A 20097-nucleotide genomic window follows, 5' to 3' on the forward strand; every position below is an offset into this window, starting at 1 on the left:
CGCTGTTGGCTGTCCCCGGTATCGGGCACGCCCGCATTCCTCGTACGCTGCGCCGGTAGCGGGATCATTCGCCTGTTCCTTCCCTCGCCGTTCCCGTCGAGGACCTGCCGGTGCAGGCCGTCCATCAGCTCGGCGGCGGTTCCACTCGCGGCCTGGTGACGCGTCGGAACCTTCATGAACCCTAGGCCGCGGCATGTTCAGCAGTGAGGAATTCCCACCCGCACTCAAGGAACGGTTGCCAGGGGCGGACAGACCATGCGATCGGGCGAGTGGCCGGGGGTACCTTTCGGGAAGCCGGTGTGTCACCCGTCCGCAGCCGACTGCGCCTGAGCTACGTGGGCTTGCGCCACACAGGCCGCCGAGGTGGCCAGATGGACCGGAGCGGCCCGTCGCTCGCCCTGGGCGGGGTGTTCGGCGAACACCGCCACCGTCGTGCTCATCGACTGCGCCGAGACCGCAGCCTACAGGGTGCGGGTGCCGGGGCCGGTGCCCGCAACGGCGACCTGCGCCACTCCGAACCGTCGCCGGGTGGGTAGGTGGCGAGGTTGCCGCTGACCACCCAGGCGTCGGCGTCGGGGTGGACGGGCACGATGCGCGCGGCTACGAACATCCCCTTGCGTAGGTTTCCCAGAGCATGCCGCCCCAGGTTGGAGTGGACCCGGTAGATGAGGCCGTCCAGCAGGTTGTGCAGGATGGCGGCGCCTCGATCGAGGCCCTACATTGCGTCAGCACGGCGGGCAAGAGCATGCGGTGCTCCTGATCGAGTACGGCCTTGCGGGGCAGCCAGTCCCCCGGAAGCCGGCGACCTGGCACGATCTCCGCCCCCTGGAGTCGCTTCAACCACTCTTGAACAGCGGAATCCCTGGTACTCAGCAGACGGGTGAGCCGGGTTCGGCGAGCGGCACGGAGAAACGGAGCGATGGCAACACCGGCACCGCGCTCCGTGCCGACTCAACAGCTACCGTCTCCTGTGGATCACCGGGCCCCCTCGGTACGGTGGCAGGTCAGGTCGGCGGCGGGGAGCGTGCCGTCCCGCAGGTAGTCGACAACGGCTCGGTCGGCGCAGGGAACGGGGGTGAGGCCGTCCAGCCCGCGCCCGAACACTCCGTGCGCCCGGATGTCCGCCGTCACCAGCCGTGAACCGGTCAGGCGGCGGTGCAGGGCCAGGCCCCCTTCATACGGCACGTTGTTGTCGTGCCGAGCTTGGAGCATCAGCAGGGGCACATCGTTGCCGATCACCGTCGCGGGCTCGCGGGACGTGCTCGTCCAGAACGCGCATGGCGCGGTCATGCCGTTGACGAGCGGACCGAAAACGGGCTGGCTCACACGGCTGCGTTCCATATTCCGCCAGTACGTCTCCGGGTTCTTGGGCCAGCCCCCGGCGGGCCAGCCGCGGTCTCCGCACATGAAGAGCGCCCCGCCCAGCATGCTGTCCGCCAGATCGGGGGAGGCGAGCAGTTCCAGCATGGCGGCGAGCTCCGGACCGGGCTCGACCGGCCGGCCCGCGGCGGCGCCGACCAGGTCGCGCACCGTGGAAGCGAGCGCCGGGTCGTACTCCTCGTGCTGGATGAACTGCCGCAGCACCAGTCGCAGCAATGGTGCGTCGAGGCGGACGCCGGAGACGACGACCGGGCGCCGTTCGGCACCGTCGAGCAACTCCTGGACCTGCGTGCGGACGCGGGCGGGTGTGCTGCCGAGGCGGTAGGTCTTGTCGTGCCGGGCAGTCCATCCGGCCCAGGCGTCCAGTCCTTCTTCGAGGGGCCGGCCCGCACGCTGGAACAGCTGGTACTGGGTGGCGGTGGGATCCGTGGACGAGTCGAGGACGATCCGGTCGGCGCGGCGAGGGAACATCTGGGTGTAGACGGCGCCCAGGTCGGCACCGTACGAGACGCCGTAGTACGAGAGTTTGGGCTCGCCCAGCGCCGCGCGGATCGTGTCCATGTCGCGGGCGACGTTCCGGGACGTGGCGTGGGGCAGAAGCCGGGCGTTGTCCTCGTGTTCCCGGCAACGGCGTGCGGTGTCGCGGGCGTCGCGTACCGACCGGTCGAAGTCCTCACGACGGGTCGTGGTGGGGCCGGGAGCGGGCGCCGGGGCTGCGGGGGCGCAGGCGAGGGGTGTGGACTCGCCCAGGAAACGCGGGTCGAAGCCGATCAGGTCGTAATGGTCCGCTGTGTCCTTCAACGCGGTCCGCAAGTACAGCGTGTTGGCCAGGCCCGTGCCGCCGGGACCGCCCGGATTGGACAGTAGGATGCCCCGGCGCTTCCCATGTGCTCCCGTCGCGGCGATCCGCGAGACCGCGATCTTGATCGTCGGGCCGTCGGGGTCGGCGTAGTCGAGTGGCACGGTCACCTTCGTGCACCGTGCGCCTGCGGCGCGCAGCTCCTTCTGCTGCGGTGAACAGGTGCTCCAGACGAGAGGGTGACGGGGCGACTCGGTGGAGCGGGTAGCCGGGGCGGGTGAGGCAGATGCGGGCATGCCGCCCGCAACTAAGCAGGTCAGGCCGAGACCCGCGGTGATCAGACGGACGACGCGCATCGTGCTCCTCGGATCGGGTGGGAGGTACCTGCACGACGCTAGGGACCCGCGCGGCCTGGGAACATCAGGCCACCCGGTCGACAGAACCTGGAGATAGCACCCGATAGCGGCCTGGGGATTGGGCGCGCTGGCGCAGCCGTCGCCGCAGGTGGTCGTAGTCGTAACCCTTGTCGGCGTGGAGCTTGCCCGGACGTCGCCGGCGTCCGCGCCGAGAGCGGATCGGTGGTATGCCCTTCACCTGCGGGATCAGCGCCTGGGTGTCGTGCATAGGGCCAGGCCTGCGTCCGTTGCACGGACCGGACGTCACCGACGAGGAGTGAGGCCCCGGCGACGGCCGCCAGCGGCGCAGGACGCTGACGACCCGCTCCCTGCCGAGGAGGGGAGCGTTCTCGCGTCAGCCACGGCGTGACCAGGTAGGGGCCCACCTACCCGGGAGCAGCACCGACGTTATGAAGTGGTGGCGGCGCAGGCCCGCACGGCCCGTGGAAACACCGACCCCCACCTCGCCCACATTCGGCAGGAGTTGAGTCACGCCGGCGGCCGGGTGAGTTTGGCGGCCACGGCGTCGAGGACCCACTCCAAGCCGGTCGCGAAGGACGCCTCGGCGTCCACGTCCGTGCCGTCGTACACGGCCTTGGCCAGCGCCGGGAAGCGGCCGGGCGTCACCTTGGTCGAGACCTCCCTCGACGACGTCGACACCCGCCACCCTGGCCTCGCCCGGTTGATCGGCGACGGTTCCGTGGCTGTGTACGGCGTGAACCGAGCGCTCGTCGCCCAGCGCAACAGCGGCGGCCACGTCAAGGTGTACGCCCAGTTCCGCGCGCCGCTGGACTGGCACACATACCTGGACCTGGCTGACGTCGAGGCCGTGCGATCGAGTCTGCTGGCTCTGTTCGACGGCTGGGCCGCTCCCGTCCTCGACCTCCTCCGCCATGGCACCGCTTTCTTCCACCGCCCCCTCTACGTCCTGCCCGTGTCCCACACCTGGACCCACGTCTTCGGAGTGACGCTACTGGGCGACGCCGCCCATCTGATGCCCCCGTTGGGAGCGGGCGCGAACCTGGCGATGCTGGAAGGCGCCGAACTCGCCGAGTCCATCGCCACCGGCCCTGGAGATCTGGACGAGGCCGTCCGCGCCTTCGAGGAACAGATGTGGGAGCGGGCCGGCAGGTGGGCCAAGATCACGACCGCCGGTCTGGAGCGCCTCGTGAGCCCGGACCCCGCCGAAGCCCTCGCCCTCTTCGACCAAGTCCAGCCATCCTGACTGCCAAGCGCGAGAACACCAGCACTACTGACTTTGACTGCGTGATGTCGTCATGGCGGGGGCGGGCACGAGTCCCCTGCCAGTGAGCCCGGCGCGCCTCGTCCTTCGGACAGACGTCGTATGGGGCGGAGGTGATGACTGCGGCGCGGGAGTCCTTGACAGAGCTCAGTGGGACTCGCGGGATGTCGCACACAGGACCACGCCCACCACGACCAGGGCGACGCCGAGCGTCTCGGTGAGCGACGAGATCTGACGGACAGTCATTTCAACTGGAGGATGGCGTGAGGGCCTCCACGGTCCGGCACACAGTCACAATCGGCGCGCGGCGGCTTTCGCGAGATGGGCGGCGGGGGCGGTGTCGGGCGCGGGGCTCGGCGCGCGGGTTCACCAGCGCATGTGGACGTCCTCGGCCCATCCGAGCAGCCGGTCCACGGTGATCTCGTGTCCCTCGTCGTCGCGGACATGGCCGGAGTAGTGGCCGAAGCACTGGTCGGTGCGGTTGGCGATCAGACCGGCTTCGGTGCGGGTTGAGCGGTTGTGGAAGGGGGTGAAGGTGAGGTCCACCGCGGGCCGGTCGCCCGGCGAGGTGATGGTCCACGGGGCCATGACATCGCCGGGCGTCCAGCGCCACTCCAACTCCGCCCCGATTTTGGTGAGTCGGCCGTCCACACAGAGCGCGTTCTCGGTGGCGCCGGTGCCCCGTGTCCAGCGTCCGCCGAACTGCAGCCCCACCGTGTGACCGCCCGTGCGGCCCGAGGCGGCTCCCCAGTTCCAGTCGACCGAGCGCGGCCAGCGGCCCCGCCCGTGGTCGAGTACGGCCCAGGCGTCCTCACCGAAATCCAGGACCCTGCCCCCGATCCGGACGGTGCCGGAGGCGGGGCGGGCCGTGTGCTTCGACGTGTACTGGAAGCGACGCTCGTCCCACGGCACGACGACCGACAGGGTTTCGTGGCCGACGGGCAGAGCGGCGAAGAGGTCGACCTCCACGGTCTCCTTCGGCGAGGACGGGGTCAGGCAACGGGCTCGCAGACGGGTGCCGCCGTCCTCCTCGCGGATCTCGATCCTGACCCTACCGCCGGTGGGGCGGGGCGGGCCGACCACCGCGGCGGGGGAGCCGGCCGCTCCCGCGATCGTCTCCGGGAGGCGGTCGCTCCGGCAGCCGGGCGCGATCGCTGTGCGCTCGAACTCACGCACTCGCGGCCCGCCGGAGGCGCCCGGCCGCCTCCGGTCCTCCGGTCCGTACGGGCTCCCGGACTCGCGCCGGTCCTCCGGTCCGTACTCCAGCACGTACACGGTGTCCAGGGTCAGGAAGTCGAGATCGCTCACGGTGAGCGCGACGAGGTGGGTCGGTGTGGTCACGCACCAGTACTCCCAGCGCTTGGTCCGGCCCCAGCCCCGCAGGTTCGCCCGGTGCAGCGGCTGTCTGGACCATCCGACGGCCGAATGGTTCAGCCGCCCGTCCGGCAGGCACAGGTCGACGGGGGCGGTGATTTCACGCTCATGGGTGGCCATGCGCGGAGCCTATGCGAGACTCTGCCGCGGCAGGCCGCCCATGAGGCCGGGAGGGCACCGAAGCCCTCCACCGTCAAGCGGCGGATGCTGGCGCTGACTTTTGGGTGTCCTCTGCCCTTAGTTTCGCCGGGAGTGAGGAGACAGCCTCGGCGCTGCCATCGTCCAACGGGGAGGGCTGGAAGTTATGCAAGGGCAGGACTGGATCGAACGTGCAGGAGAGTTGTTCGAAGTGGCGATGTTCGGCGGGGACACGTCCGCGCTGGACCGGTCCGATGATGTGCTGGACGCGATCGAGGCGCCGCTTTCCATGGCGCGGGGCAAGGTACTGCACGTCCGCTTCCTGAACGACCGCGATGAGAACAGCCAGGAACTGGTGCTGTTCGAGCGCGCGGCTGCGTTGTACCAGCGTCTGGGGGACGTGTCGGGTGAGGCGGACGCGTTGTTCTGGGTTGGCTGCTGGCACCAGGTGGTCAAGGGCGACGGTGCCACCGGCAGGCCATACTTCGAGCGGTCCTACGAGCTGGCGAAATCCGTCGACGACCGGATGACGATGTCCTACGCGATACGCCATCTCGGCTTCGCCGACAAGGACGCGGGCCACTTCGATCAGGCCCGCGAGCGGTTGACCGAATCGGTGACCCTGCGCCGGGAGATCGGCTTCAGGCCCGGGGAAGCGGCCGGCCTGGTGGCGCTGGCTTACCTCTCGGCCGAAACCGGCGACGCATCGGCGGCGTTCCACCACCTCGACGAGGCCGAGTCGGTCGCCGAGAGCTGCGATGCCAAGGCTGTGTCGGGGTGGATCCAGCAAGCCCGCACCACGCTCATTCGCTCCTAGGACAGTAGAACAGCGCCTTCGCCGCCCGGCCGGCAGGCACGGATCGGCACCGCATGGCCGGTGCGGCGCAGGGACGGACGGGCCTCTCCGGTGGCCGCCGCGGCTGGGACCCTCTTCCTGGTCGATGCCTGGTTCGACACGGTGACCTCGCACACCGGCCTGGACCACGTGCAGTCGCTGTGCTTCGCCTGGAACGTGGGGAAGCCCCCGTACCCAGGGAACATTGGGTACGGGGGCCGTGGTGCGCTGTGCGCGTGGTCGGCCTACTGCGTGGTCGTCCTGCGGCGGCGCATCCACCACGCCAGGGCTCCACCGGCCACCGCAAGGGCGGCGGCGATGGCGGAGAGCATGCCGATGGGGGTGTCGGAGCCGGTGTCGGCAAGGTTACCGTCCGGGTCCTGGTCCGTCGGCGGCTGTGTGTGAGTGCCGCTGGTGGGGGTCGGGTTCGGTGCCGGGCTCGACGGGCTGCCCGTCTCGGTCGGAGTCGGGGTGGGCTTGCCGGTGTCGGTGGGGCTCGGGGTGGGCTTGCCGGTGTCCGTAGGTGTCGGCGTCGGGGTGGGGTCGCTTCCTCCGCCGGTGGCATCGTTGGCGGTGTTCCCGCCCAGGTACAGCATGCTGTCGTCCTCGGCATCGTCGGCCATGGCCTTGACGCTGAGGGTCGTGGTGCGCGGCAGGTTGCGGTGCTCAGTGCGGAAGCGTCGGCCGGTGATGTTGCGCTTGGGCGACTTGGAGAAGTCGACGCCGCCGACGATGTAGACCATCAAGCCCTGGGCGGTGTCCACGTCGTACTCGAACTCGCCGTTGAGGAAGATCTTCCGGTAGCGCTGGAACAGCTCGTTCTTGTCCCAGTTCTGGTTGGGGGCGGCGATCGGCCACGGCTTCACATCGTTGCTGTTGATGATCTTGTGGTAGTCGGTGGGTGACTTGGCATCCTGGAGGCGGATCCACTCGGCGGCCACCCGCGCGGTGTAGACGCGGCGCAGGTCGGCGTACTGCGGGGCGGTGTTGATGGTCTTCTCGACCTCGGGCACGATCATCTGGTTGATGACCCGCTGCGCCTGGTCCCGTTCGGCCTTGGACGGGTTGCAGATCCTCTCGCTGCCGGGCTGGGTGGCGAAGTCCTGCGGGGTGGACTGGAGTTTGAGGGGGGCATCCAGGATGTAGACGCCGCCGTCCTGCTCGCGGACCTCAGCGGGCTTGGGCTCGATCCAGTTGCGTATCCCGTCGAAGCACGGGCGGCCGTTCTCCCTGGGCAGTGCCGCCCAGAACCGCTTCCCGAGATCAGTCTTGGGGTCCATGGCCTTGAAGAAGTCGTGCTTCATCTGAAGGTCGGCTTCGAGGAGGACGCGTCCGGCGTCGGTCTTGCCGAACTTGTCGTCCATGACCTTGTCGGGCTGGTCCGGGTTCAGATTGACCCAGAACTTCTCCGGGGTCAGCGCCAGCCAGGTGAAGAAGGAATCCGAGATGAGCTTCGACTTGGCCTTGCCGCCGAAGCCCGGCTCAGCGTCGGGGTCGGGGTTCTTCTTCGCGGAGAACGCGTAGTCGAGGCCCTTGCCCTTGACCGGCTTGCCCACATACCGCAGTTCAAGGGTGGTGAAGTCGACTCCTCCAGGGGTACGGACCCGGTTTCCGGAGGGATCCAGGGTACGCACGTAGGCGTTCTCCCTGCGGGCGATCTCCCTGCTGGGGGCGGAGCCCTCCACCACGCGGGTTGCTCCGCCGGCGTAGGAGTAGCGGCCGGGCGGGGCGAGGTTGGTGTCCAGGCGGGAGTACTTGCCCCGCTGGTACTGGGGGATGCCCACGGAGCGGTGCTCGTACGTCGTCAGGCGAGGGCGTCCGCGGGAGTCTCGGCCGAACTCCTGGCGGTACTTGTCCATCAGACTCCGCGTGTCCTTCTCCTGCTGCCCGCCGAAGACGTAGCGCATGCGGAAGTCCTTGAAGCGGGGGTCGTTCATCAGGCCGCGGGTGGAGTTGTTCTGCTTGGAGTCGTGGGCGCCTCCGGCCTTGGCCTCGACGAACTCCTTGGTCTTGTAGTTGACCGCATCCAGGCGGCGGATGACCTTCTTGCCGGTCCTGGGGTCGGTGACCTCGATCTCTTCTTCGCAGATCCAGTCCGGACCGTGCAGCTTGAGATCGTTGACCAGCTTGCCGTGGAAGGCATTGCCGCGGCTGTTGTTGCCGTAGGTGCCGATGTAGTCGGTGTCCAGGTACGCCTGAAATGAGGGCGCCTTGCGGTTGCCGAGTCGCTGGTTTCGGTAGTAGCGGGCGTAGATGCGGCGCGGGTCGTCTTTGTCGTATTTTTCGTAGTTGACGCCGATGCCCTTGAGGAACTTCTCCCGCTCGACCGGGTCATCCGGGAGCGTCAGCCCGTCGAACGACTGACGCGGGTTGTCGTAGCCGTAGGAGTCCCAGTCCATTGCCGGGCGCACGCTGTTGTCGGTCTCCCAGGGCAGGGAGCCGTCCGGGGCCGGAGTACCGGACGTCTCGAACTGCTCGTCGCAGACCTTGCCCTTCTTCGGCTTGCGGGGCGCTGCGTCCGCGGTTCCGGTGAGTTGGGGCAGCCCGGTTGCGGTGATGACTGCCGCGCAGGCGACTGCGAGTGCGGTGCGCAGTATGCGCGGCACACTGCGTCTGGGTATGGGGTGGCTCACGTGTTCTCCCGTGAGGGCCCAGAAAGGGCGGGATGGGTCCCGTGTGACGCCAGGGGCCCCCGTGGTCGTTGGCGGCACCAAGCGCCTCAGCCTAGGGGGTCAACTCGTCGGCGTCACAACGGAAAGCTGGCGTGCCGAGCTTCAACATCCATGCAGTGCCGGATCGTTATCGTTCGGTGTGGGGTACGTATGATCACCGGCATGACGGGGAACGAGAGCTGGACCGCAAACGCCACACTTGTCAACTGGCTGGCCACTCAGAAGGACGCCTTTGCCGCGTGGGAGGCCGAGGTGGGCGGAGTGTGGGACTTCACCATGGACTCCCTCGACCGGCTGGAAGAGGTGATCCGTGACCGGTTCACCAGCTACGAGGAAATCCAGGACGTCGAGGACAGCCCGTTCGTGCAGGTCGCCTACTGGTACTTCGGCGAAGTCTTCGTCCGCAACCACGCCATGGTCTGGCAACGGCGCCCCACTGACGATCCCAGCGACCGGCCATTCATCATCGGCCCTGGTGATGATGGCCTGGACGAAGACGACGACCGGCCCGCGACCGCACCTGACACCGAGATCCCCGCACTGTTCCTGCGCGGTCCGGACAACCACCTGCGTGACGCCCTGGAGGGCTGGCTGTAGGGAACCCGCCATCCCCGCGCGTGCGGGGCGGCCCCGTTGGCCGGGTGCGGGCCGCGGAACCTGGCCCCGGGCTCTCGTGCTCGGGGTGGGCAGGTCGTCTCCGCAGCCAGAGTCGGCCTTGTGCCACCATGACCGAATCGATGTCGGCGGGTGGGCCATCGTGCAAGCTCAAGGTCAGGACTTCCACCGCACCGGCAGCTGACGCGGGCCCCGGATGAGCAGGCCGTGGCGCCAGATCAAGGCGGCCGGGTGGACGTCGAGCGCGAGGTCGGGGCAGCGCTCCAGTAGGGCTCGGATCGCGATACGAGCTTCCATACGGGCGAGCGGCGCGCCGAGACAGTAGTGGATGCCGTGACCGAAGGCGACATGACCGCCCGCGGCCCGCCGGATGTCGAAGCGGCCGGGGTCGGGGAACCGTGCCGGGTCGTGGTTCGAGTCCGCCAGAGCGACGAGGACCAGTTCGCCACCGCCGGGGATGACTGTAGTGCCGATCTCGACGGGCTCTGTGGTGAACCTGAATGTCGGCGTCTCCACCGGCCCGTCGTAGCGCAGCATCTCCTCCACCGCGTTGTCGATGAGCGCCATGTCCTCGCGCAGTGCGGCGAGTTGGCCGGGATGAGTCAGCAGGGCCAACACTCCGTTGGATATCAGATTGACCGTGGTCTCATGCCCCGCGACCAGTAGCAGCCAGGCGGTACCGCGCAGTTCGTCCGCCGACAGCCGGTCACCGTCCTCGTCGGTGGTGCGGATCAGAGCGCTCATCAGGTCCTCGCCCGGGGTCAGGCGTTTGCGCTCCAGCAAGTCGACGAGATATGCGGACACCTCACCCGTCGCCGCCAGCCGCGCCCCCGGGTTGGGGTCGGTGAGGATCGTGCCGGTCCAGGCCCGGAAAGCGGCCCGGTCCAGCATCGGCACACCGAGCAGCTCGCAGATCACCGAGATCGGCAGCGGGAACGAGAGTGCCTCGACGAGATCGGCCCGCCCTTCCGGAAGCGCCACCATCGTGTCGAGCAGTTCGTCGGTGATCTGCCGTACACGCGGCGCGAGTTGCTCGATCCGGCGCGGGGTGAACTCGCGGACGACCAGCTTGCGCAGCCGCTCGTGGTCCGGCGGATCGGAGTTGAGCATGTGCGGCCCCGCAGAGGGACTGGGGATCGGAAAGGAGGGCGAGGCGTTCTTCCACTGCTTGGACAACCGCGGATCTACGAGTGCGGCCCGGCCGGCCTCGTACCCGACAACGAGCCAGGCCTCCGTACCCTCTGGAATCCGCACCTTGTGCACGGGGCCGCGCTCCCGCAGCGCCGCGTAAACCGGATAGGGGTCGCGGACGAAGTCCTCGCCCATCGCGACCAGATCGATCACCTCGGCTGCTGCCATCGCCTGCCCCCGTCTCCCGCTTCGCCCGACGCTAGCAGTGGGCGTTGCTTCGGCGAAGGAGGCATTCAGCCGAACCGGCGGGGCTTTGGTCTGGCAACGTGGTGAGGTCTGCGGAAGCCGGGGTACGGCTCGTTGCGTACATCAGCTCTGGTCGGCGACCCGTTGGAAGCGACAGGGGAGCCCGAACTCACGTGCGAACTACGGGGCTATGGTGCTTGCATGGCACTACTACCCGTCAGGTTTCTCCTGAGACACGCCCGACTGACTACGGCCACGATGCCCGGGATCGCAGTTGCAGGCCGGCTCCCGCAGCGTCATGAAGGCAGTGCTGCAGTAATAACGGGGCTCGCACCAGGCCGGGCACCCAAGGATGAGGTGTCTGACCGGCAACAGTCAGGCACCTCACGACCACCGGAGCCCCAGCGTGTCCACACTTCACAGCGCACACGAGTCCAGCAGGCAAGGACTGTGCATCCCACACCGGCCGATGCGTACTCGGTGCGCCTTGTGGTCGTGTAGTCGCAGCGTGGACGGCGGTGGTGCGTATCGAGTGCGCACCACCGCCTTGCGAGGTGGGCCGGACAGCCCACCGGCTTCTGGCCACCGCCATGTCTCGGAGGAATGTCGCCCGGTGCGGACGGTCAGAGGCGGCCCGCCACGAAGTCGGCTACCTGCGTGCCTAGTTGCTGGCCCGCGCGGTTGTCGATAGAGGTGTGCTGGCCGGACCAGATCCGGCTCAGCCACGCTTCGGTGGCGGCGTCCTGGAAGCCGGCGAAGGTTCGGGTGATGCCTTTCGATGTCACCGCGAGATGCTGCCGCGCACCGTACAACCCGGCGAGCGCCGTTGCCGCCGCCTGGCTGAGGGCGCCGTGAGCGCCGGGATAGGACGGATCCGGGGCGGTCTCAAGCAGAGGGGTCCAGTTGGGATCGCCGACGATGCGCGGGTTGTAGTGGGTACCGCCGAGCCGGACGGCGGTCACGGGCCGCCATACGCGATAGGTGTACTTGGCGTCGTACATCGCGATCGCGGTGTCGGCGAGGGACAAGTCGAGCCGGGCGAAGACCTTGACCGCCTTCTCCAGGCTCGCGTTCTGGGAGGTGACAAGGTCCTGCGCGATCTGGTTCCAGACGTTCCAGACGGGCGCCGCCGCCCAGAACTTCGCTGCCGCGGTCTGATCAGGGGTGCGGGTGGTACTGGTCTTGCTTCCCAGGCGCTTGACCTCGTTCAAGGCGGTGGCGTACGCGGCGCTGCTCACGGCCGGTGGCGCCGCCGGGCGGAACTGGCGTCCGTTGGCCAGCACGAACGGCTTGACCGAGCCCAAGTTGGTGAACACGGGCGCCGGGAAGTCGGGAGGGGTGGTCCGGTAGTCACCGGGCGCGTCGCCGGGGCGGAACCGTGGCGGCTTCGCTGAGGACCCGTCGTGGGACCGTAGGCTGATCAGTCGACGGGCGACCGCGGCTCCCACCGCCATGCCCGCCTGTTTGCCCGGGCCGTTGGGAATCGCGGACAACTGGCTGCGCAGCCGTTGGTCCACGCCTGCGCGCTTGGCCGGGTACAGGGCGACCAGCACATCGTGGGCTGCCTGGTCCGCTGCGGCATCCGCACGAGCGCCTCGTGGCGCCGACACCGAGAACATGTAGGCGGGACCTGCCCGGGTGATCGATACCACCGCGTCGTATTCGGCGGCCTGGAGGAGCGCGAAGCTGCGGGTGGGGTGGACGGTGGCCGGCTGCGCCTTCGGATCGCTGAGGATGGTGATGAGCTCGCGGTTCCATTCCACGACCGATGTCGCCGACCCCGTGGCCGCGGTGGGCGGGGCCGGCGAGTGAGGGACGCTGGACCCGAAGGCGGGGCTGGCGATTCCGGCCGCCAGCGCGGTTCCGGTGAGTATGGCGAGTGTCTTCTGCTTTCCACCCATGTTCTGTCGCTCCTTGTCGTTGGTGGCGGGCAGTGGCGACCGTGGTCGTACGCGTCGCCCATTCGGGTCACGGCGGACCGCAGAGTCAGCGGAGACCACGGGTCGAGCGGGGATTCCACAGCGCGTGCCACGAAGAAGCACTCCGGACATCCGCTCCGGAGTGGGACGGGGATTGCCGAGCCGGCTCCCGTCCGACTGATGCCTGCGCTGGGGCCGGTCGTCGAAGAATCACGGCCGGGCTCACCGGCGATACCGGCTCATGAGGCGGCACGCGTCACCCACACCAACGTGTCGGAGGGCTGACCGGGCGCGCATGGTCCTGCAACCCGATCACCTCTCCACGTCATCAAGGTCGCTTGCCAGATACAGCCTGCAAGGACCCCATCCACGCCGCAACTCATGCATCGTGGTCATAGGTCCGCGTCGCCACTGGTCGCGTCGCGCGGCCGGGCGGACCGTGCCGGAGGGAGTGGAGGGTGCGGAGGCGGGAGCGGCGACCGGGGGAGCCGGGCCTCCTAGGGTGACCCAGACGGCGACGGCGCCGATCGGCACCGCGGACCATGTGCTCCAGCACGCCCGTCCACAGCAGACCAGCTCCCGTCGTTCGCCGCTGGATGTCACTGGACGCCGAGGGCAGCGTTCCAGGCGGGGCTGTTCACGTAGTGGTTGTCGAAGCGCTCGGAGGAGTCCTTGATCTCCTGGGGGCTCGCCTCGCCGCGCATGACGCGGCCCAGCAGCCGCAGGTAGTCGAAGCGTGCCATGCCGGGCGTGAAGGTGAACAGGACGTCGGCCTCGCATCCGGGGGCGGCGGCGAAGGCGTGCGCAGTGTTCGGCGGTACGAGGAGGAAGTCCCCGGCGTTCAGTACCTTGATCTCCTCGTCCACGAGCACCCGCAGTGAGCCGTCGATGACGAAGAACGCCTCGGCGGCGCGGGTGTGGAAGTGCGCCGGTGCGCCGACGGCCCCAGGGGCGAAGGAGGATCGGTAGCTGGTCAGCAGGCCGCCGGTGGTGTCGGAGTCGGCCAGCAGCGTCATGGTGCTGCTGGGATCGCTTGTCGTCTCGGCATCCACGGCCCGGGTGAGGACGGGGGCGAAGTCGTGGTTGGTGCTCATCATGGCGTCGGCCTCCTGGGAGTTCGAAGTGTGTTCGCGTCGGTGTGATCACAACTGTAGGAAACGGAAAGGCCCTTGCAGGAGGTGCAATTCCGCTATGGAATCAAGGGTCAATTCACACGGCCGCGCGCGCCTGTCCGTCGCTCCCCGAGGGCCCTCGAACGGCCCTTGATCCCGGGAGCAGCGGGCCCTTCGGTCGGGCCGGTGAAAATATTTCACCTCCGGGGTCTTGTTCACGTGAATCGCTCACGTCACCCTCAGGGGGTGACTTCCGGTCCCCGGCCCTCCGCCCATGACACACGCACCGACGACAGCGGTGTCACAGTGCTGATCAGAGGTTTGCTGCCCTCCCTTACGCCCTCCCAGCGGTGCGTCGGAGAGGCGGTCCTCGCGGATCCGGCACTCGCCGGGCGGTCCACGATCGCCGAGTTGGCGACGCGGGCGGGGACTTCGCTGACCTCCGTCACCCGGTTCTGCCGCGCGCTGGGCCTTGGCGGCTACGCCGACCTGCGCCACGCGCTGGCCGCCGAGGCCGGGCGCGACCGCTCTCTCGGCTGGTCGGAGGCGTTCGGCGGTGAGATCGGCCCGGACGACGGAATGGATCGCGTGCTGACGGGACTTGTGGAGGCGGACGGGCGGGCGCTGGTGGAGACCGCGGCCCGCCAGGACGTGGAGGTCGTCGAGAAGGCAGTCCGTGCCATGGCGGCGGCCCGGCGTACCGACATCTACGCGGTGAGCGGCAGCGGGACCATCGCCGCCGAACTCCGACTGAGACTGCACCACATAGGCCGCATCGCGTTCGTCTGGACGGACGTGCACGACGCCCTGGCGAGCGCCGCGCTGCTGGGGCCCGGCGATGTCGCACTCGGCATCTCGCACTCCGGCGAGACCGACGAGGTGACCGAACCCCTGGAACTCGCCCGCCGGCGCGGGGCCACCACCGTCGCCGTCACCAACTTCCCCCGGTCGCCGCTCGCCAGGGCCGCTGACTTCGCACTGGTCACCGCCACACGTGAGTTGAGGTTCCGATCGGGGGGCATCGCGGCGCGGCACGCGCAGATGCTGCTCATCGACTGCCTCTATCTCGGCGTCGCCCAGCACACCTTCGCGGCGAGCGAGCAAGCCCTGACCGCGGCGCGTGAGGCGGTGTCCGGCCGTCGTGGCGGGCTGACGCATCGACAGCGGAACCACGTCGCCCCGGACGACACATCCAAGGTCAACGACGCACCGCCGAAGGCAAGTCCGCACACAGTCCCGCCGCCGTCATGAGGGGTCGCCCATGTCCAGCACCACACCCGTAGGCCAGGCCGCCTACACCGCCGCGCTCACCGAGGTCGTCCAGCGTCTGGTGGCCACCCAGTCCGGGAACATACGGGCCGCCGCGGAGATCGTCGCCGACGCGGTGGAGGCGGGCGCCGTGGTGCAGGCCTTCGGGACCGGTCACTCGACGGCCCTGGCCATGGAGGTCGCGGGCCGGGCCGGTGGCCTGGTGCCGACCAACATGCTGTCGCTGCGTGACGGGATCCTCTACGGCGGTGACTCGCCGCAGGACCTCGACCCGCTGACCGAACGGGACCCCGCAACGGCGCGGCGTATCTACGACTTGGCGCCGATCGGCCCGGCCGATCCGTTCGTCATCGCGTCCAGTTCGGGCGGGAACGGCTCCACGGTGGAAATGGCGGTGCTGGCCAAGGAACGCGGGCACCAGGTGATCGCGTTCACCTCCCTCGACCACTCACGTCAGGTGGTGAGCCGGCATCCTTCCGGGAAACGGCTGTTCGAGGTGGCGGATGTGGTGATCGACAATTGCGCGCCCTTCGGTGACGCCGTACTCCCGCTGCCCGGCGGGGGGTCCGTCTGCGCCGTCTCCTCGGTGACCGCGGCCATGGCCGCGCAGATGATGACCGCGGACGCCGTGGGCCTGCTGGTGGCCCGGGGCCACCAGCCGCCCATCTATCTCTCGGCCAACGTCCCAGGAGGCGACGAGCACAACCAGGAGCTGGAGGCCCGCTACGCGGGCCGCATCCGCCGGGATGCCACCTGATGTGCCTTGAAAGACAGCCCGATTGACCTGACCGACGCGACACGAGCACACGCACGGCTTTCGCAACTCCCGTACCAGCCACGGAAGGAAAGCACATGAGCAGGCTCACGCGAAGATCACTGATGGCGCTGGCCGGAGCGGGGGCGGCCGGAGTCGTCCTGCCCACCGCCGCCTCCGGCCACGCGTCCGCCGCCACACCCACCACCGGCGCCGCGGCGACGGCTCCCGTTCCCCGCATGCTGAACGGGAACCGGTATCCGATCGGGATGTGGTGGCCACCGCATCCCTTCGAGTCCACCGACGCGCGCTACGCGGAGATCGCCGAGGCCGGATTCACCTTCGCCGTCGGGGGCAACTACCTCAACGACGACATCATCAGCCGCCGGGTCCTCTCCCTGGCGGCAGCGCACGGGATCGACTTCATCCCGGTCGACCCCGACATCACCACCCTCACCCACCGGTTCGACGCGGGCGGCCCCGCGAAACAGGCGTTCATGCTGAGCGACGCGGAAGTCCTCGAGGCCGTGCGTGGCACCCTTCCGCGCTATTCCGGAGCCGCGTTCGGCGGCATCAACCTGTACGACGAGCCGGGCAACGCGAAGTTCGCCACACTCGCCAGGTATGTGGCGGCGATGCGCCAACTCGCCCCGGACGCACTGCCGTACATCAACCTTCTGCCGTCCGGGAACATCGACTACTACCGGTCGTTCGTTCAGGCGGTGCAGCCGTCGATACTCTCCTTCGACCGCTACCCGCTGCTCCAGGACGGCGACGACCAGGGGTGGTTCAACAACCTGGCGATCGCCCGGACGGTCGCACTCGAAGCGGGCATCCCGTACTGGACGTTCATCCAGAGCATCAAGTACTCGGGTCACCGCATGCCCGACGCGAAGGAGTTGAGCTGGGAGATCGGCGTCGCGCTCGCCTATGGGTACAAGGGCATCCAGTACTTCACGTACTGGACACCGGATGTGGCACGTGGCGAAGCCTTCGAGCCGGCCCTGATCACCGTCGACGGCGAGCGGACACCGCTGTGGTACGCGGCCAAGGCGATCAACCCCGTGCTCCAGTACGTGGGTACCCGTATCCTTCCGCTGACCAGCCAGTCCGTGTCACTGACCCAAGTGGCGTCGCCCCCATCGGGGTTGCCCGCCTTCGTGCCCGACACGTGGGTCGCGGACGCGGGTGGCGACCCCGTGGTGATAGGGCAGTTCGCCAACGCGCCGGACGCCGCGGAACGCACACTGGTCGTCACCAACTGGAACCATGACGCGGCCGCGCAGGTCATGCTCACACCCGGCGCCGACGTCAGCCGTGTCGTCATGGACCCGCGTCCCGGCAAGCGGCCGCCCTACGAGACGAACGGCCGAGTGCGACTCACCTTGCCACCAGGGGCGTTCGCCCTCGTGACGCTCCGCAAGGGCTGACGGCATTGGCCGGTCCGCTGGTGCTGGGCGCCGACCTCGGCGGGACCTCGACACGGGTACTCGTCGCCTCGCTCGACGGGCGTCCCGTCGGGTGGGGCACGGCGGGCGGCGGCAACCCCCTCAGTCATCGCGGCGTTGCCGCCGAGGAGTTGGAGAAGGCTCTGGCCTCGGCACTGGCGGGTGTGGACCCCGCGCGTGTGGTGTCGGCCGTCGTCGGCACCGCGGGAGGCACCCCGCCCGGCGACCACGGGGACGAAAGCGTCTTCGGGCGTCTGTGGGCCGAGGCCGTTCCCTCGTGTGTGCCGCGGCACTGCTCGGACCTCGAGGCGGCCTTCGCCTCCGGCACTCCGGCGCCGCACGGCACGGTGCTGGTCGCCGGAACCGGCGCCGCGGCGGGCGTCGTACGTGACCACGTGGTCGTCCGGTCCTTCGACGGGCACGGCTGGCTGCTCGGCGACGACGGGTCCGGTTTCTGGCTCGGCCGGCAGGGGCTGCGCGCCACCCTGCGCGCCCTCGACGCCCGCGAGCCACTGGGTGTGCTGGGCGCCCGGGTCGTGGAGTCGCTGCTGGGCGAGGGGCCGCATCCGTCCGGAAACGCGCTGCGGGAGGAGCTGATCCTCGCCGCGTACGCGGGGCCGCCGGTGCGGCTGGCCGGGCTTTCCCGTGCCGTCGACTCGGCATGCGACGCCGGCGATACGGAGGCCACGGACATCGTGGGCCGAGCAACACAGTTGTTGTCCTCCCTCGGCCTGCGCGCGCAGCAGGAAGGCGGGGACGCGGCTGCTCCCCTGGTCCTGGCGGGGGGTGTGGCCGCGACCCTCTCCCCGGTGGGGCACGGGCTGCGAGCGGCGCTGGCCGGGCACGACCTGCGTATCGCCCGCGACGGACTCGGCGGCGCCACCTGGCTGGCGCTGCACACCCTGGACCCGGCCCTGGCCACCGAGGAGGCGCATCGGCTTCTCACCGCCGCACCGGACGCGGAGAACCCGGGCTCGGGCTCCCTGTGTGACGCAGAGAAGCCGGAGGCTCGCCCCTGAGGTCCTGCCGAACGCGCGGCCCAGGGATACGGCCCTCCGGCCGCCGTCTCGTCCGCCGCTCAATCACGTACGGGACAAGTACGCGATGTACACAGGTGGCGAGATCGGATACACCGACTACCCCACGCTGGCCGTCACCCATCGCCACACCGGCTCGCCCGAACCCGTGGAGGCCTGACCGGCGTGGGCGATCTACGGACTTCGAGCCGCGGACTCCGAGGTGGCTTGGTCTACCCGAGGACATGTGGGAGACGGCCTCACCTGTCGGTGATCGCGGAGAGCCATGCCGTGTCCTCCGGACCCGGCGCTTCGACGCCGGGCGCGGGCAGTCGGCGGACCTCGCCCGTTCGCAGGGCGACCGTGGCCCGTGGCCGCATCGGCTCGTCTCCCCTGCGTGAGAGGAGGACGAGTTCCCAGACCGTCGCCGTCATGGCGTCGAGCCGGGTGGCGCAGTCGGCGGTGACTCGTCGTGGATCCCGCGTCCGGCCCAGGGACAGATGTGGGGTGAAAGCCCTGGCGGGCCCGCGGCAGCGCGGGAACCGCTGCTGCAGTACGCGGTGCAGGTCCGCCCACGGGGCATCGCCGGCTGCCGTCGGGTCGAGCCACACGGTGTAGTACGCCCGGTGCCGGAAGGTGCGCACTCCGTCCAGCCGGGCGGTGAAGACCGGGGTCTCGGCCGTCGCCGCGGCCAGCAGCGGGGCCGCCCGCTCGAAGTCGGACTCCGGCACGAAGCCGAAGAGCACATTGACGTGTGGCGGCCAGCGGTGGATCTGCGGGTCGTGATCCCGGCGGATGTCCTGGATCGGCGGCCACAGCTCCGCGGGCGGGATCCAGGCCACCGCAGTGCGGGCCGTCGGGGGCACGTCGAGGACACCGACGGGCTCGACTCTGCCCGAGTTCTTGCCGAATCCCGGGTCCGTTTGAGGTTCCCGTACCCGGCCGGCGCCCGACGCGTCGATGCGGTCCACACCCGTGGCCCGGTCCCAGACCACCTCGCCGTCCGCCTCGACGAACACCACCCGATGCCACGGGATGTCGCCCCCGGGTACGAAGGAAGACAGCGGGATGCGTTTGACGGCATCCCCGCGCTGGCTGATCCCCAGCACGAACCTGGCCGGGTCGAACCGCGGGTCCCAGCGGACCCGGTGATAGATCTCGTCGCTGGTTCGCATCACGCCTCCTCTCCCGCCCTCACACCTTCTCTCCCTCCAGGGTGCCGCTCACTCTGTCCTCGACGGTTGTCGCGGTGTGGGCAGTAGGTGCGGCGGGCGCCGTCGCGATCCTCACCGCACCGTGGGCTTCCGGTCATCAGGAAGGTGCCCGCCAGTAGCTCAAAGCCGGTGATCCATGAGTCTGCCGGCTCCTTTGCACCCGGAACCATTATTCCGGGTGGGCCGGCGCAAACCACTGGGCTAACGCCGCCGGCACGGCGACTTCACTCAAGCCGCTTACGCTTCCTTGATCGCCGCTTGTCTGGGGATTCCGGCCGGGTGCTGTGTTCCGTTCAGCAAACCAGGGTCAAAGGCCGAGGGTCCTAACGGCCTCCGAATCTCCGCCGACGGGCCGCGATAATGCAACGGCGGCGGTGGTGTTTTGGCCCTGCTTCCTTCATGATCCACTCGTGATTCCAAAAGTGGTCCAATCGGGCACCGCTTGTCGACGTTTGCACGAAGTGTTGACGCCGCCCTCGGCTGGCCACACACTCTTCCCCGGTGGACGCGGGTAGCGTCGCCCCACCGCCGGCGTAC

General features: G+C 69.2%; 14 protein-coding genes and 3 pseudogenes. 7 read left to right on the forward strand and 10 right to left on the reverse strand.

Annotation, left to right across the window (positions count from 1 at the left end):
- Window positions 1–302: 302 nt before the first annotated feature.
- The 4 genes and pseudogenes from ACWDEX_RS08855 to ACWDEX_RS08870 all read right to left on the reverse strand — a co-directional run.
- Complete coding sequence (locus ACWDEX_RS08855) at window positions 303–440, reverse strand: hypothetical protein (RefSeq protein ID WP_450462568.1); 138 nt, start codon at window positions 438–440, stop codon at window positions 303–305.
- 535 nt (window positions 441–975) lie between these two features.
- Window positions 976–2535 (reverse strand): alpha/beta hydrolase, encoded by a 1560-nt coding sequence (locus tag ACWDEX_RS08860; protein WP_450462569.1) that lies wholly within the window; start codon window positions 2533–2535, stop codon window positions 976–978.
- 124 nt (window positions 2536–2659) lie between these two features.
- Window positions 2660–2803: pseudogene (locus tag ACWDEX_RS08865) on the reverse strand (IS5/IS1182 family transposase); the annotation flags it as partial.
- Window positions 2804–3063: 260 nt separating this feature from the next.
- A pseudogene (locus tag ACWDEX_RS08870) lies at window positions 3064–3195 on the reverse strand (TetR/AcrR family transcriptional regulator); the annotation flags it as partial.
- On the opposite strand from ACWDEX_RS08870, the pseudogene ACWDEX_RS08875 reads away from it, so the two are divergent.
- A pseudogene (locus ACWDEX_RS08875) lies at window positions 3194–3799 on the forward strand (FAD-dependent oxidoreductase); the annotation flags it as partial. The pseudogenes ACWDEX_RS08870 and ACWDEX_RS08875 sit on opposite strands and share 2 nt — an antisense overlap.
- A 384-nt stretch (window positions 3800–4183) precedes the next feature.
- Here ACWDEX_RS08875 and ACWDEX_RS08880 read toward each other — a convergent pair.
- A complete protein-coding gene (locus ACWDEX_RS08880; RefSeq protein WP_450462570.1) occupies window positions 4184–5311 on the reverse strand; it encodes a DUF2804 domain-containing protein in 1128 nt (375 codons plus the stop codon).
- A 184-nt stretch (window positions 5312–5495) separates the two neighbouring features.
- On the opposite strand from ACWDEX_RS08880, the gene ACWDEX_RS08885 reads away from it, so the two are divergent.
- Window positions 5496–6146 carry a tetratricopeptide repeat protein gene (locus tag ACWDEX_RS08885; protein WP_450462571.1) on the forward strand — a complete coding sequence of 217 codons (651 nt, stop codon included), beginning with the start codon at window positions 5496–5498 and terminating at the stop codon, window positions 6144–6146.
- 263 nt (window positions 6147–6409) lie between these two features.
- Here the strand turns inward: ACWDEX_RS08885 and ACWDEX_RS08890 are convergent, their stop codons facing one another.
- Complete coding sequence (locus tag ACWDEX_RS08890) at window positions 6410–8797, reverse strand: hypothetical protein (protein ID WP_450462572.1); 2388 nt, start codon at window positions 8795–8797, stop codon at window positions 6410–6412.
- Window positions 8798–8998: 201 nt separating this feature from the next.
- Between ACWDEX_RS08890 and ACWDEX_RS08895 the strand changes: the two genes are divergently transcribed.
- A complete protein-coding gene (locus ACWDEX_RS08895; RefSeq protein WP_450462573.1) occupies window positions 8999–9433 on the forward strand; it encodes a hypothetical protein in 435 nt (144 codons plus the stop codon).
- A gap of 174 nt (window positions 9434–9607) precedes the next feature.
- Here ACWDEX_RS08895 and ACWDEX_RS08900 read toward each other — a convergent pair whose 3' ends face one another.
- The 3 genes from ACWDEX_RS08900 to ACWDEX_RS08910 form a co-directional block, all read right to left on the reverse strand.
- Window positions 9608–10810 (reverse strand): cytochrome P450 family protein, encoded by a 1203-nt coding sequence (locus ACWDEX_RS08900; protein ID WP_450462574.1) that lies wholly within the window; start codon window positions 10808–10810, stop codon window positions 9608–9610.
- Window positions 10811–11451: 641 nt separating this feature from the next.
- Window positions 11452–12729 (reverse strand): vanadium-dependent haloperoxidase, encoded by a 1278-nt coding sequence (locus ACWDEX_RS08905; protein WP_450462575.1) that lies wholly within the window; start codon window positions 12727–12729, stop codon window positions 11452–11454.
- 617 nt (window positions 12730–13346) lie between these two features.
- On the reverse strand, window positions 13347–13844 hold the full coding sequence (locus tag ACWDEX_RS08910) for a cupin domain-containing protein (protein WP_450462576.1): 498 nt from the start codon (window positions 13842–13844) through the stop codon (window positions 13347–13349).
- Window positions 13845–14105: 261 nt separating this feature from the next.
- On the opposite strand from ACWDEX_RS08910, the gene ACWDEX_RS08915 reads away from it, so the two are divergent.
- From ACWDEX_RS08915 to ACWDEX_RS08930, 4 genes are all read left to right on the forward strand, one after another.
- The gene (locus ACWDEX_RS08915) at window positions 14106–15110 is read left to right on the forward strand and encodes a MurR/RpiR family transcriptional regulator (protein WP_450462577.1); all 1005 of its coding nucleotides are present in this window, start codon (window positions 14106–14108) and stop codon (window positions 15108–15110) included.
- A gap of 10 nt (window positions 15111–15120) precedes the next feature.
- Window positions 15121–15885 (forward strand): sugar isomerase domain-containing protein, encoded by a 765-nt coding sequence (locus tag ACWDEX_RS08920; protein WP_450462578.1) that lies wholly within the window; start codon window positions 15121–15123, stop codon window positions 15883–15885.
- Between the two features lie 95 nt (window positions 15886–15980).
- Window positions 15981–17312 carry a hypothetical protein gene (locus tag ACWDEX_RS08925; protein ID WP_450462579.1) on the forward strand — a complete coding sequence of 444 codons (1332 nt, stop codon included), beginning with the start codon at window positions 15981–15983 and terminating at the stop codon, window positions 17310–17312.
- Window positions 17313–17317: 5 nt separating this feature from the next.
- On the forward strand, window positions 17318–18349 hold the full coding sequence (locus tag ACWDEX_RS08930; protein ID WP_450462580.1) for an N-acetylglucosamine kinase: 1032 nt from the start codon (window positions 17318–17320) through the stop codon (window positions 18347–18349).
- A gap of 257 nt (window positions 18350–18606) precedes the next feature.
- On the opposite strand, the gene ACWDEX_RS08935 is transcribed toward ACWDEX_RS08930, so the two are convergent.
- Window positions 18607–19521 carry an RNA repair domain-containing protein gene (locus ACWDEX_RS08935; protein WP_450462581.1) on the reverse strand — a complete coding sequence of 305 codons (915 nt, stop codon included), beginning with the start codon at window positions 19519–19521 and terminating at the stop codon, window positions 18607–18609.
- Window positions 19522–20097: the final 576 nt, after the last annotated feature.

This window comes from Streptomyces sp. NPDC001020 (genome assembly GCF_053599115.1).